The organism is Amycolatopsis sp. NPDC043885 (assembly GCF_056435685.1).
The window spans coordinates 99,717-115,803 of sequence record NZ_JBWKEA010000025.1 but is presented as its reverse complement, the minus strand read 5'-3'; the positions used below and the strand labels follow the sequence as shown (position 1 = coordinate 115,803).

At 68.6% G+C, this 16,087-nt stretch carries 16 protein-coding genes; 8 read left to right on the top strand and 8 right to left on the bottom strand.

Translation table 11 applies throughout. The features are described 5' to 3' along the window. Window positions 1-106 precede the first annotated feature (106 nt). From AC069I_RS41210 to AC069I_RS41200, 3 genes are all read right to left on the bottom strand, one after another. Entirely contained in the window at window positions 107-748 is a 642-nt protein-coding gene (locus AC069I_RS41210; protein WP_478230779.1) for a response regulator, read from the bottom strand. Beyond that, window positions 745-1,848, bottom strand: a complete 1,104-nt coding sequence (locus tag AC069I_RS41205) for a sensor histidine kinase (RefSeq protein ID WP_478267785.1) — start codon at window positions 1,846-1,848, stop codon at window positions 745-747. Before AC069I_RS41205 ends, AC069I_RS41210 begins: the two co-directional genes overlap by 4 nt. Before the next feature lie 90 nt (window positions 1,849-1,938). Continuing rightward, window positions 1,939-2,937 carry a LacI family DNA-binding transcriptional regulator gene (locus AC069I_RS41200; RefSeq protein WP_478230781.1) on the bottom strand — a complete coding sequence of 333 codons (999 nt, stop codon included), beginning with the start codon at window positions 2,935-2,937 and terminating at the stop codon, window positions 1,939-1,941. Window positions 2,938-3,087: 150 nt separating this feature from the next. On the opposite strand from AC069I_RS41200, the gene AC069I_RS41195 reads away from it, so the two are divergent. The 6 genes from AC069I_RS41195 (at window position 3,088) to AC069I_RS41170 (ending at window position 11,601) form a co-directional block, all read left to right on the top strand. Continuing rightward, window positions 3,088-4,155 (top strand): ABC transporter substrate-binding protein, encoded by a 1,068-nt coding sequence (locus tag AC069I_RS41195; RefSeq protein ID WP_478230782.1) that lies wholly within the window; start codon window positions 3,088-3,090, stop codon window positions 4,153-4,155. Between the two features lie 2 nt (window positions 4,156-4,157). Beyond that, window positions 4,158-5,633, top strand: coding sequence for a sugar ABC transporter ATP-binding protein (locus tag AC069I_RS41190; protein ID WP_478230783.1), 1,476 nt, complete (start codon window positions 4,158-4,160; stop codon window positions 5,631-5,633). A 200-nt stretch (window positions 5,634-5,833) separates the two neighbouring features. Then, entirely contained in the window at window positions 5,834-6,790 is a 957-nt protein-coding gene (locus AC069I_RS41185; protein ID WP_478230784.1) for an ABC transporter permease, read from the top strand. Next, on the top strand, window positions 6,787-7,779 hold the full coding sequence (locus tag AC069I_RS41180) for an ABC transporter permease (protein WP_478230785.1): 993 nt from the start codon (window positions 6,787-6,789) through the stop codon (window positions 7,777-7,779). The genes AC069I_RS41185 and AC069I_RS41180 overlap by 4 nt, the downstream gene beginning before the upstream one ends. A gap of 9 nt (window positions 7,780-7,788) precedes the next feature. Further along, window positions 7,789-10,512: an AbfB domain-containing protein gene (locus AC069I_RS41175; protein WP_478267784.1), complete on the top strand. Its 2,724-nt coding sequence runs from the start codon at window positions 7,789-7,791 to the stop codon at window positions 10,510-10,512. A gap of 336 nt (window positions 10,513-10,848) precedes the next feature. Then, window positions 10,849-11,601, top strand: a complete 753-nt coding sequence (locus AC069I_RS41170) for a LysR family substrate-binding domain-containing protein (RefSeq protein WP_478267783.1) — start codon at window positions 10,849-10,851, stop codon at window positions 11,599-11,601. 66 nt (window positions 11,602-11,667) lie between these two features. On the opposite strand, the gene AC069I_RS41165 is transcribed toward AC069I_RS41170, so the two are convergent. From AC069I_RS41165 to AC069I_RS41150, 4 genes are read right to left on the bottom strand one after another with little or no spacing between them, the layout of a single operon-like run. After that, window positions 11,668-12,018, bottom strand: coding sequence for a DUF5997 family protein (locus tag AC069I_RS41165; protein WP_340688658.1), 351 nt, complete (start codon window positions 12,016-12,018; stop codon window positions 11,668-11,670). Between the two features lie 31 nt (window positions 12,019-12,049). After that, complete coding sequence (locus AC069I_RS41160) at window positions 12,050-12,244, bottom strand: hypothetical protein (RefSeq protein ID WP_478267782.1); 195 nt, start codon at window positions 12,242-12,244, stop codon at window positions 12,050-12,052. A 36-nt stretch (window positions 12,245-12,280) separates the two neighbouring features. Then, the gene (locus AC069I_RS41155; RefSeq protein WP_478232923.1) at window positions 12,281-13,306 is read right to left on the bottom strand and encodes a DUF1648 domain-containing protein; all 1,026 of its coding nucleotides are present in this window, start codon (window positions 13,304-13,306) and stop codon (window positions 12,281-12,283) included. Continuing rightward, window positions 13,303-13,698 carry a GntR family transcriptional regulator gene (locus AC069I_RS41150; RefSeq protein ID WP_478267781.1) on the bottom strand — a complete coding sequence of 132 codons (396 nt, stop codon included), beginning with the start codon at window positions 13,696-13,698 and terminating at the stop codon, window positions 13,303-13,305. Before AC069I_RS41150 ends, AC069I_RS41155 begins: the two co-directional genes overlap by 4 nt. Window positions 13,699-13,769: 71 nt before the next feature. Here AC069I_RS41150 and AC069I_RS41145 point away from each other — a divergent pair, with 71 nt between their 5' ends. Further along, window positions 13,770-14,132 (top strand): hypothetical protein, encoded by a 363-nt coding sequence (locus tag AC069I_RS41145; protein ID WP_478230790.1) that lies wholly within the window; start codon window positions 13,770-13,772, stop codon window positions 14,130-14,132. Here the strand turns inward: AC069I_RS41145 and AC069I_RS41140 are convergent. Then, a complete protein-coding gene (locus AC069I_RS41140) occupies window positions 14,129-14,623 on the bottom strand; it encodes a hypothetical protein (protein WP_478230791.1) in 495 nt (164 codons plus the stop codon). The genes AC069I_RS41145 and AC069I_RS41140 overlap by 4 nt on opposite strands. Before the next feature lie 214 nt (window positions 14,624-14,837). Between AC069I_RS41140 and AC069I_RS41135 the strand changes: the two genes are divergently transcribed. Then, the gene (locus tag AC069I_RS41135) at window positions 14,838-15,974 is read left to right on the top strand and encodes a serine hydrolase domain-containing protein (RefSeq protein ID WP_478267780.1); all 1,137 of its coding nucleotides are present in this window, start codon (window positions 14,838-14,840) and stop codon (window positions 15,972-15,974) included. The last annotated feature ends 113 nt before the right edge of the window (window positions 15,975-16,087 follow it).

Here is a 16,087-nt window from a genome sequence, read left to right as displayed (position 1 = left end):
CCTTTCGTGTGTTGGGGGGGAAAGGGGAGGTGGGGGGGGGGGGGTGGGGGGGGGTGGGGGGGGGGGGTGGGGTCCCAACCCAAACCCCCCCCCCACGACCCGCCGCTCAAAACAGGCCGAGTTCCTTCGCGCGCAGGGCGGCCTGGGTGCGATCCCGCACCTGGAGCTTGGACAGGACGCTCGTCACGAGATTCTTCACCGTGCCCTCGGCGAGGAACAGCGTCTTGGCGATCTCGCGGTTGCTGCGGCCGCCGGCCAGGAGCCGGACGACCTCGAGTTCACGCTCCGAGAGCGGGGTCGCCAACGGCCGGGGTGCCTCGGCGGGCAGCCGTGCCACCCTGGCGACGAGTTTCGCCGCGACCGACGGCTGCAGCACCGATTCGCCCCGCTGGGCCGCGACCAGCGCTTCGACCAGCCGCGTCGACGAGACGTCCTTGAGCAGATAGCCGACGGCCCCCGCGCGCAACGCTGCGAACACGTCCTCGTCGTCGTCGAACGTCGTCAAAGCCAGGACACGCACGTCCGGTTGCTCGGCCCGAAGCCGTGCGGTGGCCGCGATGCCGTCCAGCACCGGCATCCGCAGGTCCATCAGCGCGACGTCGGGACGGAGTTCGGCGCAGCGCCGGACGGCTTCCTCACCGTTCGCGGCCTCGCCGACGACGTCGATCTCCGGCTGGACTTCCAGCAGGGTCGCCAACGCCTCTCGGAACAACGCCTGGTCGTCGACGATCAGCACCCGGACGCTCATCCCGGCACCTCCACGGTGAGCGTCGAGCCGTGCCCTTCTTCGGAGTCGACCGAGACACTGCCGCCCAGCCCGGCGACCCGCTCGCGTAGTCCCACGAGACCGAAACCCTTGTCCGGCAGGGGATCCCCGGTGAACCCGAGACCGTCGTCGCGGACCTCGAGCCGGATTCGATCGGTGACGGCGTAGTCGAGCACCACGGTCGCGGCGGTGGCCCGCGCGTGCTTGCGCACGTTGGTCAGTCCCTCCTGTGCCGCCCGGAACAGAGACTCCTCCACGTCGGCCCGGGTGTCCCGCGCGGTGCCCTTGACCTCGAACCCGGTCGGCACGCCCGCCGCGGAAGTCTCCTCCGTCAGCGCCCGCACCGCGTCCGCGAGCGGTTCGGAACGCGGCTCCCGCAACGCCGACACCGACCGGCGGACCTCTGCCAGCGCCTCGTGCGACTGGTCCTGTGCCTTGGCGAGCATCCCGTCGGCCCGTTCCGTGTCGCCGGTGCCGATCACCGCGCGGGCGGCCTGCAACATCATCTGGACGACGGTGAGGTGGTGACCGAGCCCGTCGTGAATGTCGCGCGCGAGGCGGTTGCGTTCCTGGATCGTGGCGAGCTGTTCGGCCTGCGCGGCCTGGTCGCGAAGACGTTCGTGCGCGTCGGCCAGCTCCTCCCGCGCCCGCTTCTCCCGGACGACCAATTCGGTCACCACGGCGGCGAAGACCATGACCGCCAGCGTCCCGAGCCCCTCGCGGAGCCCGTCCAGCGGTGCCATCGGCAGGTGGATCAACGGGATCACCGCCGCGACCCCGAAAGCGGCCGGTAGCGGTAGCAGCAACACTGTGTGACAGACGAGGACCACGAGAAGCAGGACGGCCCCGATGGCGGCGCCCGACAGAGAGAACAGGGTGAAGCCGAGCGGTAACTGAACGCAGACGTACGCGATCGCCCACGGGCGCCCGCGTTTCTGCACCCAGGGGAAGCCGGCGATCGCGATCGCCGCGTAGACCAGCCCGGCGAGGAGCGTCGGCAGCACGAGCGTCTCGTATTTGGCCGAGCCGAGCGGCAACGTCACGTACGCGACGAGGGTCAGTGCGGCCAGAGCCCGGTTCACGGACACACAATGCCACGACTCCCGCGTTTCGTCCTCTGAATGCGGTGGTTGCACGCGCAAGTACCGCATTCAGAGGACGAAACGCGGGAGTCAGGCGATGGTGCTGTTCCGGATCTCCAGCGAGAACGGCGTTTGGACGTCTTCCGGTTCGAGGTCGCTCCCGCCCGCGATACGCCGTCGCAGCAGGTCGACGGCGGCTCGCGCGATCGCCGCCTTGTCCGGCGCGATCGTCGTCAGCGACGGCAGGCTGTACGCGCTCTCCTCGTTGTTGTCGAAGCCGACGATCGCCATGTCCGACGGCACCTGGACGCCGCGTTCGGCCGCGGCGCGCAGGGCGCCGATGGCGAGAAGGTCGTTGAAGCAGAAGACCGCGTCGGGCGGTTCCGGCAGCGCGAGGAGGTGCGCCATCGCTTCGGCACCGTTGGAGCGGTGGTAGCGCAGGGCGGGCAGGACCAGTTCGGGAATGGGCACGAGCCCCGCTTCTTCGAGCGCGGAGTGATAACCCTCCAGCCGTTGCGCGGCCGTGTGGCGCTGCGGATGCGCGCCGATCGCGGCGATCCGGCGGCGACCGAGCGAGATCAGGTGCCGCACCGCGATCCTGGCGGCCTGGACGTTGTCGATACCGACGTGGTCGATCGGGACGTCGACGACGTGCTCACCGAGCATCACCAGTGGCACGCCCGGCGCCAGATCCTCGAAATCGTTGGTGTGCAAGGCTTCCGGGCTGATGATCGCGCCGTCGATCAGGTGGGGGCCGAGCGCGGACAGCGCGTTGCGCTCCCGCTCCCTGGTGCCGAGGGTCTGTTCGATCAGGACGTTCCACTCGTGTTCCTGCGCCGCCTGCAGCACCAGGCCCGCCAGCTCGCCGAAGTACGGGATGCTCAGTTCGGGCAGCATCAGCCCGAGGAACCCGGTGCGGCCGCGGCGGAGGTTGCGGGCGCCCAGGTTGGGCCGGTATCCGGTCGACGCCAGTGCCTCCTCGACGCGCTTGCGGTTCTCCGGCTTGACGAAGTCGTAGCCGTTGACCACGTTCGACACGGTCTTGACCGAGACGCCCGCAAGCTTGGCGACGTCCTTGAGCGTGGCCACCCTCGCTCCCCTCTGCAGTGCTCCGGCACAGCCTAGCCGCGCGAACGGCGGATTTACAACGTTGTACCAACGATGTAAATCTGGCATCGTCCCTATGAGTGACATGGGTCACCGCAGATCCGTGTGCTCGACTTCCCCGAGGAGCGATCGATGTCCCTGCCCATCCGCCGCACCCTGCTCCTGGTGACCGGCCTCGCGCTCGCGCTGACGGCCTGCACCAGCCGCGAGACCCAGCAATCCGCCCCGTCGGGGGCAGGACCGGCCGCTTCGGCGGCGCCGAACCAGGCCGCGGGGCCGGGATGCGCCCGCGAGAAGACCGGTTACCCGCAGGTGGACGTGAAGAACGCGGTCATCGGCTTCTCCCAGTCGGAGAAGGAGGCGAACCCGTTCCGCATCGCCGAGACGCAGTCCATCAAGGACGAAGCGACGAAACTCGGTGTCCCGGCGGACAAACTCCTGATCACCAACGCGCAGAGCGATCTCAACAAGCAGGTCAGCGACATCAAGTCGTTGCTGGACCGGGGCGCGCAGCTGCTCATCGTCGCCCCGCTGAACTCCGACGGCCTCCAGCCCGCCCTCGACGCGGCGAAGGCCAAGAAGGTCCCGGTCGTCACGATCGACCGCAAGGTGACCTCCCAGCCGTGCACCGATTACCTGACCTTCATCGGCTCCAACTTCGTCGAGCAGGGCAAGCGCGCCGCGCAGGAGATGGTGAAGGCCACGGGCGGCACCGGCAAGGTCGCGATCCTGCTCGGGGCGTCCGGCAACAACGTGACCACCGACCGCACCAAGGGTTTCAAGGACGAGATCGCCGCGACCACGGGTATCCAGATCGTCGCCGAGCAGACCGGTGAGTTCGACCGGTCCAAGGGCCAGGCGGTCATGGAGCAGCTCATCCAGAGCAACCCGGAGATCACCGCCGTCTACGCCGAGAACGACGAGATGGGCATCGGCGCGGTGACCGCGCTCAAGGCCGCGGGCAAGACGCCGGGCAAGGACGTCAAGATCGTCTCGATCGACGGCACCCGCAACGCCGTCCAGCTCATCGCCGACGGCAGCTACAACGCGGTGATCGAGTCCAACCCGCGCTTCGGCCCGCTCGCCTTCTCCACGCTGCAGGACTTCGCCGCCGGCAAGGAGATCCCGCCGACCGTGGTGATCTCCGACGACCAGTACGACTCGGCGAACGCGGCCCAGAAGCTCGGGAACGCGTACTGACGATGGAACCGGTTCTCGAGGTCGAAGGCGTGACGAAGACGTTCGCCGGGGTGCGCGCGCTCGACGACGTGTCGTTCGCGCTGCGGCCGGGCGAGGTGCACGCGCTGGTGGGCGAGAACGGCGCCGGGAAGTCGACGCTGATCAAGGTGCTCACCGGCGTGCACAAGCCGGATTCCGGCACGATCCACGCGCGGGGCGCGATCTCCACGATCTACCAGGAGGTCAACCTCATCCCGCTGATGAGCGTGGCGAGCAACGTGTACCTCGGCCGCGAGCCGAGCAAGCGGTTCGGGCTGGTGGACTGGGCGCGGATGAACGCCGACGCGGCGGCGCTGCTGAAGGACTACGGCATCGACGCCGACGTCCGCCGTCCACTCGGGACACTCGGTGTCGGCGCGCAGCAGATGGTGGCGCTGGCCCGCGCGGTGTCGATCGACGCCGACGTCGTGATCATGGACGAGCCGACGTCGTCTTTGGAGCCGCGTGAGGTCGAGACGCTGTTCGAGGTCATCGGCAGGCTGCACGAACGCGGGATCGCGATCGTGTACGTCAGCCACCGCATGGACGAGCTGTACCGGATCTGCGAACGGGTGACGGTGCTGCGGGACGGCAAGCGGGTCCACACCGGCCCGCTCGCCGACCTGCCGCGGCTGGAACTGGTGTCGATGATGCTCGGCCGCAGTGTCGGCGACATCCGTTCGCATGGCGCGACGGCCTTCGAGGGTGACCACGAGGCCGGCCGGGAACCGGTGCTGCGCGCGGAGAACCTCACCAGCGGCAACCGCCTGACCGGGGTATCGGTGGAGATCAGACCCGGCGAGATCGTCGGCCTCGCGGGGCTGCTCGGCTCCGGCCGGACCGAGACCGCGCGGGCGATCGTCGGCGATCTGCCGCTGTCCGGTGGCACCGTCCTCGTCGAGGGAAAGCAAGTCCCGCAAGGGAATGTGGCCGCCGCGATGCGCGCGGGGGTCAGCATGCTCGCCGAAGACCGCAAGACCGAGGGCATCATCCCGCATCTCTCGGTACGGGAGAACATCGTGCTCGCCGCGTTGCCGAAGCTGTCCCGTTTCGGCCTGGTCAGCCGCGCCCGGCAGGACCGAATCGTCGACACGTTCGTGAAACGCCTGCGGATCAAGGTTTCCAGCCCGGATCAGAAGGTCGCGGAGCTCTCCGGCGGCAATCAGCAGAAGGTGCTGCTCGCCCGCTGGCTCTGCACCGAACCGAAGGTGCTGCTGCTCGACGAGCCGACCCGGGGGATCGACGTCGGAGCGAAGGCGGAGGTACAGGCGCTCATCGACGAACTCGCGAAAGATGGGCTCGCCGTCCTGCTGATCTCGTCGGAGATGGACGAACTACTCGACGGCGCCGACCGGCTGATCGTGCTCAAGGACGGCGCGGTGGTCGGGGAACTGGCGGGGGACGAGCTGACTCAGGACCACGTGCTGGCCGCGATCGCCTCGGGCGGCGCGGATGACTAGTGGTCACCATCGGATGTCCTCCGGGGGTCTCGACGGCCCAGCTTCCCGCTGGACGCACGGCCGCGAAGCCCGAGTACAACCCGGTACGAGGCCCTCGCGGCCGCACGCCCAGCGGAAACCTGGATCCGCCGAATACCCCCGAAGGACATCCGATGGCAACCACTAGCACTCAGCGGAGAACGGAGGAACCGGGGCCCACCATGACGGACACGGCGAAAACGGTGGACCGGACCCGGGCGGCGCGGTGGCTGCAGGAGTACGGCGTGTACGTCGCCGTCGTCGCGCTCGTCCTGTTCAACATCGCGTTCACGGCGAACTTCCTGACCGTCGGGAACTTCCGCACCCAGCTCATCCAGGCCGCGCCGGTGCTGGTGGTCGCGCTCGGGATGGCGCTGGTGATCGGCACCGAGGGCATCGACCTGTCGGTGGGCGCGGTGATGGCGCTGTCGGCCGCGCTCGTCCCGCTGTACCTCGGCTACGGAACGCTGCCCGCGGTCGCCATCGCGCTCGCCGCGGGGCTGGCGGCGGGTGCGTTCAACGGCGTCCTCGTGGCCAGAGTCGGGATTCAACCCATCGTGGCGACGCTGGCGTTGCTCGTTGGCGGGCGCGGGCTGGCGCTGGTGCTCGCCGACGGCCAGTTGATCCAGCTGCACGATCCGGGCTTCCTCGCGCTCGGCACCGGCGAGGTGCTCGGGATCCCGGTGAGCGTGCTCATCGCGGCCGTGCTGGCCGTGCTGATGGCGGCGCTGGTCGGGAAGACGGCGTTCGGCAGGCGGCTGGTCGCGATCGGCGGCAACCGGCGGGCCAGCGTGCTCGCCGGGTTGCCGGTCACTCGCGTCCTCATCGGCGTCTACGCGATCTGCGGGCTGCTCGCGGCGCTGGCCGGGGTGTTGTCCACCGCCCGGCTCGGCGCGGGCGACCCCGCGGACGCCGGCCTGCTGATGGAACTGTCCGCGATCACCGCGGTCGTGGTCGGCGGGACCCCGCTGACCGGCGGCCGGGTCCGCATCCTCGGCACGGTGATGGGTGTCCTGCTCATGCAGCTCGTCCGCGCCACGCTCATCAAGCACAACCTGCCGGATTCGACCGCGCAGATGATCCAGGCCGCGATCATCGTCGGCGCGGTGTACGTCGCACGGGAACGGAGCAGCCGATGACCGCGGCGCCCACGATGGCCGCCCAGGACTCCGCGCGGCGCGAGCTGATGACCGGAGTGCTGCAGAAACAGGGCGCGGCGATCGCGCTGGTGCTCATGGTCGCCGTCGCGTGGCTGCTGTTCCCGCGCTTCGGCAGCCTGGACAACCTGCGCGACATCGCGTTGCAGAGCTCGTTCCTCGCCATCATCGCGCTCGGGATGACCTTCGTGATCATCACCGGCGGGATCGACCTGTCCGTGGGATCCGTCTACGCGCTCGGCGGGGTCCTCGCCGCCTACGGGTCGCAATGGGGATTCCTCGTCGCGCTGCTGCTACCGCTGGCGGTGTGCGGGCTGATCGGCCTGATCAACGGGTTGCTCGTCGCGAAGACCGGGATGGCACCGTTCATCGTCACGCTGGCGTCCCTGCTGTTCGCCCGCGGGCTGCTGCTCGCGATCACCAGCGAGGGCGCGACGACGTACAAGATCCCGGAAGGCGAGGCGTTCGTCGAACTCGGGCGTGGCACGCTGTTCGGGTTCGGCTATCCGGTGTTCATCGCGGCGGCGCTCTGCCTGGTCGGTGGGCTGTTGTTGCGGCGGACCCGGTTCGGTCAGTCGGTGTTCGCGACCGGCGGTTCGGAGCAGTCCGCGAAACTGATGGGACTGCCGGTGGCGCGCACCAAGGTCACCGTCTACGTGATGAGCGGCGTCCTGTCCGGGCTCGCGGGCGCGCTCACCGCGGCTTACCTGCAATCCGGTGTCACGGTGATCGGGGTCGGCCTCGAACTGGACGCCATCTCCGTCGTCGTCATCGGCGGCACCCTGCTGACCGGCGGGATGGGCACGATTCTCGGAACGGTCATCGGGGTGGGCATCCGAACGGTCATCCAGAACGTCATCAACCAGATAGGAACTCTCGACAGCAACTACCAGTCGGTGGTCAGCGGTGCGTTCCTCTTGGTGGTCGTTGTGCTGCAACGGTCATTGGCCCGTACGACCGCCCGGAGATAGGGAGATCGCATGCACCGAAGAACCGCGCGCGCCCTGAGCGTCGTGGCCGGTCTGCTGGCCGCCGCGACGACACTCGTCCCCGTCGCCCAAGCCGCTCCCGTCCCGCTCCCCACCCCGTGGACCGGCCAGGTCTCGCCGTCGAACGCGCTGCCCGAGTACCCGCGCCCGCAACTGGTGCGCTCGGAATGGCTCAATCTCAACGGAACCTGGGGTTTCACCGGCGCACCGAACCTGAATTCGCCGCCTATCGGCAGGCCGTTGAGCGAGAACGTCCTCGTGCCTTACCCGATCGAATCGATGCTTTCGGGCATCAAACGGCATGAGGACAACATGTTCTACCGCCGGACGTTCACCGTTCCGTCCACTTGGGACGGTCGCCGGGTGAAGCTCAACTTCGGTGCCGTCACCTGGGAGACCAGGGTCTGGGTCAACGGGACGCCGGTCGGGAGCCACACCGGTGGTTTCGACGCCTTCTCGTTCGACATCACCCCTGCGCTCAAGGCGGGGGAGAACGAGATCGTCGTCGGCGTCGCGTCTCCTGTCGACGGGAGCCGGTACCCGGTGGGAAAGCAGCGCAAAGCGCCCAGCGGCATCTTCTACACGGCGGCGTCGGGGATCTGGCAGACGGTCTGGCTGGAGCCGGTGCGTGCCGAGCACATCACGCGGCTTGACACCACTCCCGATGTTCCCGGCGGCGCGCTCGACCTCGTCGTCCAAGGGACCGCGGGGCAGCAAGCGACCGCCGAAGTCCTTTCGGGTGGTCAAGTGGTCGGCACCGCCACCGGTACCGTCGGTACCCGCCTGCGGATTCCGGTGCCGAACGCGCGGCTGTGGTCGCCGGACGACCCGTTCCTCTACGACCTGCGCGTCCGGCTGCCGGGAGGCGACGTCGTCACCGGGTACTTCGGCATGCGGTCGCTGGGCAAGGCGATGGTCGGCGGCGTGATGCGGCCGCTGCTCAACGGGAAGTTCGTCTTCCAGCTGGGCACGCTGGACCAGGGATACTGGCCGGACGGCATCTACACCGCGCCGACCGACGAGGCGCTGCGGTTCGATCTCGAACGCCAGAAGGCACTGGGCTTCAACATGGTCCGAAAGCACATCAAGGTCGAACCCGCGCGGTGGTTCTACCACGCCGACCGGCTCGGGCTGATGGTCTGGCAGGACATGCCGTCGCTCGACTCGATCGACGAGGTCCCGAACGGGCACGCGAACTTCGAGTCCGAACTGCGGCGGATGATCGAGCAGCACAAGAGCATCACCTCGATCTTGCAGTGGGTGCCGTTCAACGAAGGCTGGGGCGAGTACGACGCCGGCCGGATCGTCGATCTGGTCCGCTCGATCGACGACACTCGGCTGATCAACCACAACTCCGGCTCGAACTGCTGTGTGTCCGATCCGGATCCGGGCAACGGCGACGTGATCGACGATCACGCGTATCAGGTCTCCACCGGTACGAGGCAACCCGACGCGCGCCGGATCGCCGTGCTGGGTGAATACGGCGGGCTCGGGCGACGCGTCAGCGGGCACGAATGGGAACCGGGCAAGGGTTTCGCGTACGGCGCGCTGTATCCGGACGAGACGTCGCTGACGAACCGGTACGTGGAGATCACCAAGCAGGTCGGTCGGTTCGTCCACGGCCGCGGGCTTTCCGCGTCGGTCTACACCGAGCCGTACGATGTCGAGAACGAGGTCAACGGCTTCTACACCTACGACCGCCGCGTGCTGAAGATGACCGAGGCGCGGGTGCGCGAGATCAACCAGAAGGTGCTCGCCATCGCCAAGGGCACCGAGGTGGGCCGGGGCGAGCCGGTGTCCCTGCGGGTCACGACGGCCGGATACACGGATCGCTATCTGCGGCACCAGGACGACTTCGTGAGGACTGATGTGCTGGGCGAGGGCAGCGCGGACCTCGCCAAGAAGGACGCGACGTTCTGGGCCCGGCAGGGGCTGGCCGACGCGTCGTGCCTGTCGTTCGAGTCGCGGAACCACCCCGGGCACTTCCTGCGGCACGCGTCGTCGCGGATCCGCAAGGACCCGAACGACGGCTCGGCGCTGTTCGCCGGGGACGCGACCTTCTGCGCGAGGGAAGGCGCCGGCGGAACGGCTCTGGAGTCCTTCAGCCAGCGTGGCGCGTACATCCGGCACTACGCCGAGACCGTCTATCTGGCGCGCAGCGGCGGGCCGAACCCGTGGGACACGCCGTCGAGCTTCGCGGCGGACACGACGTGGGCGGCGTCGGTCCCGCTTTGGCGCAGCGGCGCGGATCTGCCGCTGGACCAGGCGCGGTCGTTCAAGGTGACGACTCCCGGCTTCACCGACCGCTTCCTGCGGCACCGTGACGGCCTCGCGAGGACGGACGTGGTGAACGCGTCGAGTGCGGCGTTGCTGAAGGCGGACGCGACGTTCGTCGTGCGGCGCGGTCTCGCGGACCCGTCGTGTTATTCGCTGGAGGCACGCAACTATCCGGGCCAGTTCCTGCGGCACGCGGACTTCCGGGTGCGGCTGGGTGGCAACGACAACACCGACCTGTTCCGGAAGGACGCGACGTTCTGCGCCCAGCCCGCGGCCGGTGGAGTCCGGCTGGCGTCGGTGAACGAGCTGAGCACGAACATGCGGCACTACGCCGAGGAGGTCTATGTCGCCGCCGGCGGCGGTGGCCACCCGTTCGACAACCCGGTCTCGTACGACCAGGACGTGACCTGGGCGGTCTCCGCGGCTTGGGCTCCGTAGCCGGCTCGTGAGTGGCAAGGACGGTTCTAACCGTCCTTGCCACTCTCACGAGACGTGCCCCACCCTGCCACCGCCGCCCTTGCTCGCTCCTGCAGTACATGAAGGGGGCCTTCCCGCGCCGCCACTGAGACTGCTGGAGCTGGTGGTGTTGCTGAGGCCGCGGATGGCGATCACGTAGTCCGTGAAGGCCTCCTTCCCTACCTTCAGGGTAGGCAAGGAGGCCTTCACGGACCAGCGACCAACTGCCACCACATCCAGTAGGTACCTAAGACACCCTTGGCTCTAACCGTCCTTGCCACTCACGAGGGCGATGACCACTCCCGGTAACCTTGCCCCATGACCGGCCCGGATAACCCAACCTCCTTCAAGCTCGCGTACGTCCCCGGCGTGACGCCCTCGAAGTGGGTCCGGATCTGGAACGAGCGGTCGCCCGACGTGCCGCTCGAACTCGTCCAGACGACCGCGGCCGAGGCCGCCGCGCTGGTCCGGGAGCGCGAGGTGGACGCCGTCCTGCTGAGGCTCCCGATCGATCGCGAGGGGCTGCACGCGATCCCGCTCTACACCGAGACGACCGTCGTGGTCGTCCCCAAAGACCACCTGGTCGCCGCCGCGGACGAGGTCTCCGTCGACGACATCGCCGACGAAATCGTGCTGCACCCGCTCGACGACACGCTGGACTGGGCCGCGCCGCCGGGGAAACCCGCGCTGGAGCGACCCGCCACCACGGCGGACGCCATCGAACTGGTCGCCGCCGGTGTCGGGCTCCTGGTCGTCCCGCAGTCGCTCGCGCGGCTGCACCACCGGCGTGACCTGACCTACCGTCCGATCTCCGGTACGCCGGAGTCCGGCGTCGCGTTGTCCTGGCCGGACGAAGAGACCTCCGACCTGATGGAGCAGTTCATCGGGATCGTGCGCGGTCGCACGGTCAACAGCACGCGCGGGCGGCAGCAGTCCCCGGAAAAGCAGGCGCCGGAGAGAAAGACCCCGGCGAAGAGCAAGCGCCCCCAAGCCGCCGTCCGGAAGCCGCAGACCGGGAATCGCCGCACTCCTCAGGGCGGGAAGCGCGGCAAGCCCCGTCGTCGCGGTTAGCGCCTGCGGGCCGAGGTTGCGAAAGTGGCTTTCGCAACGTTTCCGGCGCGGCAAGCCCGTCGGCGGTCAGCTTTCGCTGCGGGCGGCCTTGAGGCGCGCCTCCTCCTTGCGGACCTCGGCCTGCGTCTCGCGCTCCCGCTTCAGCCAATCGGGGTTCTCGTTCTTGACCGCTTCGATCTGCTCGGTGGTGAGGGCGCCTGTGATCCCGCCGCGCGCCAGGCCGCTGATGGAGACGCCCAGCTTCGCCGCGATGACCGGACGCGGATGCGGTCCGTTGCGGCGCAGTTCCCGCAGCCACTCGGGTGGCTCGGCCTGCAGCGCGTTCAGTTCGTCGCGGGAGACGACACCCTCCTGGAACTCCGCCGGGGTTGCCTCGAGGTACACACCCAGCTTCTTCGCCGCTGTCGCGGGCTTCATCGTTTGAGGGGTTTTCTGCGACGTCATCCCCTCAGGGTAACGAGCGGCCCGGGCACCGCCGATCACACCCGGTGATCAGCCCTCGGCCTGGTCTTCGAGAAGGTCCGGCACGGGTCGCCGGCTGGGTCGTCACCGCGGTGTCCGGATCGGGGCCTTGCAGCGACAGGCCCGCGTCGTGCCCGGACAGCCAGGCGTCGAGCGCCTGCTTTCCCACGAAGTCCGGCACCACGGCCACGGTTCCTCGCCCACGGCCAGGGTATCGTCAGCCGCCCTTCGCCGGGAGGGTCACGACACCGAATCCGGCCAGCACCCCCGTCACGGCGACCGCGGCGAGGACGACCCACGCGATCGGATGCCCGAGATTGAGCGTCCAGTAGGTCCCGACCCGCCGGTGCACCAAGAGCGCGGGGTCGTTCCGGTTCAGGTAGACCATCCCGGCGGCGTGCCAATAGCGGTCGTCGTCGCGTTGTTCGTACCGGGTCTCCGGTTCGTCGCCGGTGGGAGACAACCGGTGCCCGGCGTCGCCTGCCCGGACGGAGAAGACGATCCACGCGATGAAGGCGGCGACGAGGGGCAGGTAGCCCACGATCGTCGTCGGCACCGTCGTCTCGACGAACTCCCACTGCTGGAGCGAAACGACGAGCATGGTCGCGTTGACGCAGCCCGCGGAGATCAGCAGCAGGCTGAGCACCCCGTGCAGGTACTCCCTGTATCGCGAAGCCGACGCCGACGGCTGTGCGGCGTCGATCTCGGGTCTGGCCCGAGAGATCGCGATGGACAGGAGCGGGATCAGCGCGAGAACCAGGATTTGCGTGAGGACCGTCGAGAAGTTCGTCGTGCCCTTGGACAGGCCGATGGCCGCCGTGACGACGGTCAGCAGCACCGCCGGCGCCAGCAGGATCCACTGTGGACGTACCGGATCCGAGCGCAGCGAGGTGTCGGCGATGACCGCCTGCCGTGTCCCGGCATACCAGCCCTCCTCGCGTTTCGCGGCGGCGATCGAACGACTGGCCAGGCCGCCGAGCAGCGAACAGGCCGCGACGAGACCGACCAGGACTATCTCGGGTGCGAGCCCGTCGATGAAGACGAGGGCGCAGGCGACAACCGCACCTACCGCGATTCCCCGGTTGTAGCGACGGCGCGCGAGGAGGATGACGGCCTCTCCGGTGCGCTGGGCCGGGACCCGGACGCCGAAGGGAAGAGTCGGCCGCGCCAGCGCGGGTGCCGAGGCGAAGGTGGCCGCGGTGAACGCGATCAGGGAAAGGTTCAGCCAGAGCGGTCCGGTCATCGCCGGGCGCTCACGGCGAAGGAGTCGAGCACGGACTCGCACCGGCTGGTCACCTCGCGCGGGCCCAGGCCCAGAGCGACGGCTTCGGCGAGCAAGGTGCGCAGACGGTCCTGCCATTCGTCCGCGTAGCCGTCCTCCGCCGGACCCGAGGACGCGTCACGCCGGACGACCGCGCCGGTCTTGCGGTTGATCCGGATGAAGCCCTGCGTCCGCAGCAGGTCATAGGCCTTGTTGACGGTGTGGAAGTTGATCCCGAGATCGGCACCGAGCTGCCGGGTGGAGGGCAGGGCGCTGCCCTCGGTCAGCACGCCGTCGGCGACGGCTTCGACGATCCGGTCGCGGATCTGCTGGTAGATCGGAACCTCGCTGTCGAGGTCGAGAGTCAGCAACACCCCGCAAGGATATCTGCTATACACTTACTATAACAACTACATCAGATGGCTATGGAGGGAAGGCGGTCACGATGGCGACGATGGACATCACCGAGGGCGGTGTACGGGTGCGGTTCTCGGCCTGGGAGCGGCTGGCCGTGTGGCGCGACGAAGTGGTCGTGCCGCTGGCGGCGATCAAGGTCGTCGAGCAGGTCGACGCGCCCTTGCGGCGGACGCGCGGGGGGCGGGCCGGCGCGCTGATCAGCGGAGTGCTGAAAGTGGGCTACTGGGGTCTGGGCACGGGGATCCGTCAGCTGGTGTCGGCTCGCGGAGGTGTGCCGGGGCTGCGGATCGAAATCGATCGCGGGGTCGCCGGGCTCCCGTTCGACGAGGTGCTCGTGAGTGTGCCGAACGCGGCGGAACTCGCCGGGGCGCTCGCGCCGAGCAACGCCTAGAGGTAGTCGAAAAACCGGTCCCACCACGACGGCGGCCGGTCCGGGGGATAGAGGGTGTCGAATCCGCTGATCCCGGTGTACTTGGTCCACAACGGGTGTTCGGAGACGGGCAGGTAGCCGAGCGCTTCCAGCTCGTCTTCGATCTGTCTTCGGACCGGTGTCGGGAAGAACTCCCGTTCCTCGTCTTCGTCGTAGCTGCCCGGATTCCCCAGCGTCACCGCGACGAGGCCGCCGAAATTGCTGACCGTGACGGTCACCTGGTCGCGTGCGGAGATCGCGCTCGCCGGGAGCACGATCCTGCCGAGGTGGCTGGCGTCCTGGACGTGGCGGTCGACTTCGCAGGTGCAGCCGAATCGGCGAGAGAGATGTTCGGCCAGTCGCTCGAAGCGAGCCCGTTCGGCCGGTCCGTCGAAGTCGTGCGGCACCTCCCAGTGGCCGGGTTGGTCCAGTTCGCGCAGCAGTGCCCAGGTCTGCTGTTCGTCGAGGGGCATCGTCGCCTCCCGGCCTCGGGTGGTCTAGTCCACTTACCGAACTGACCTTAGCCAGCCGCATCCCGCGCGGACAATGGTGGGACGAATTCTCGTCCGAAAATTTTCGGCGGGGGTAGCGCCAGCGCTACCCGGGATTCGGCGGTCAGCACTCCTGATCTTCGCGCCCGATCCGGCCAGAGTCGTAGGTGTCGATCCGTTCGAGCAAGGAGTGCGAATGACAGTACGCAAGGGTGTCGTGGTCCTGACGGCGGCGGGGCTGAGGGGCGCCGCGTTGACCACGGCGGCGGACGCGGCGCCTGCCAAGGGGACGGAGCTGCAGAAGGGCCTCGATGCCTTGGTGCGTCAAGAGAAGTTCCCGGCCGCGCTCGCCTATGCGGCGGACGGAAGGCGTGCGGCGTCGCTGGTCGCGGGGTCCTCGCGGATCGATCGCCAGGTCCCGGTTCCCCGGGACGGCACGGTCCGGGCGGGCAGCAACACCAAGACGTTCACGGCGGTCGCGGTCCTGCAACTGGTGGCCGAGGGCAAGGTGGAACTGGACGCGCCGATCGAGAAATACCTTCCCGGGATCGTGCGTGGCGAGGGCATCGACGCCACCAGGATCACGGTCCGGCATCTGCTGCAGCACACCAGCGGGCTGCCGAACTACACCGAATACCTCGGGCTCGAGAACTTCGAGCAGGTGCAGCACCGGTACGTCCCGAACCACGAACTGCTCGCCGCGGCCTTGAGCCACCCGGCGAAGTTCGCGCCAGGCACCAAATGGGAGTACAGCAACACCGGCTATCTGCTGGTGGGCATGCTGATCGAGAAGGTGACCGGACGTCCGATCCAGGAGCAGATCACCGAACGCGTGATCAAGAAGGCGGGCCTGAAGCACACGTACTGGCCGCAGGTCGGCGACCAGACCATCCAGGGACGGCATCCGCAGGGTTACGCCATCGGCAACGCCGCCACCGGCAAGGTGATCGACGCGACCGAACTGGACCCGTCCTGGGGCGGCGCCGCCGGGCAGCTGATCTCGACCCCCAGTGACCTCGGCCAGTTCTTCAAGGTGTTGCTCGAAGGCAGGCTGCTGCCCGCCGCGCAGCTGGCCGAAATGCGGAAAACGGTCGACGCGCCCTTGTTCCCCGGTACGAAATACGGCCTCGGCCTGATGAGCAATCCGCTCAGCTGCGGTGGCGTGTACTGGGGACACGGCGGGGACATCCACGGCTTCGAAACCCGTGGTGGGGCCACGGAAGACGGCCGGATCGTCGGGCTCGCCGTTACCGCGATGCCGGGCACCTTCGGCGACGGAGAGAAGGGTTCCAAGGCGGTCATGGCCACTGTGGACGCCGCGTTCTGCAAGTGACGGGTGCCGGGGGTCGTGGGGGGGGGGTTTGGGTTTCCCCCCAACCCCCCCCCCCCCCCCCGGAACCCCCGGGCCCACCCCACTCCCCCAGCGCTGGCCAAACCCCCTTCTCC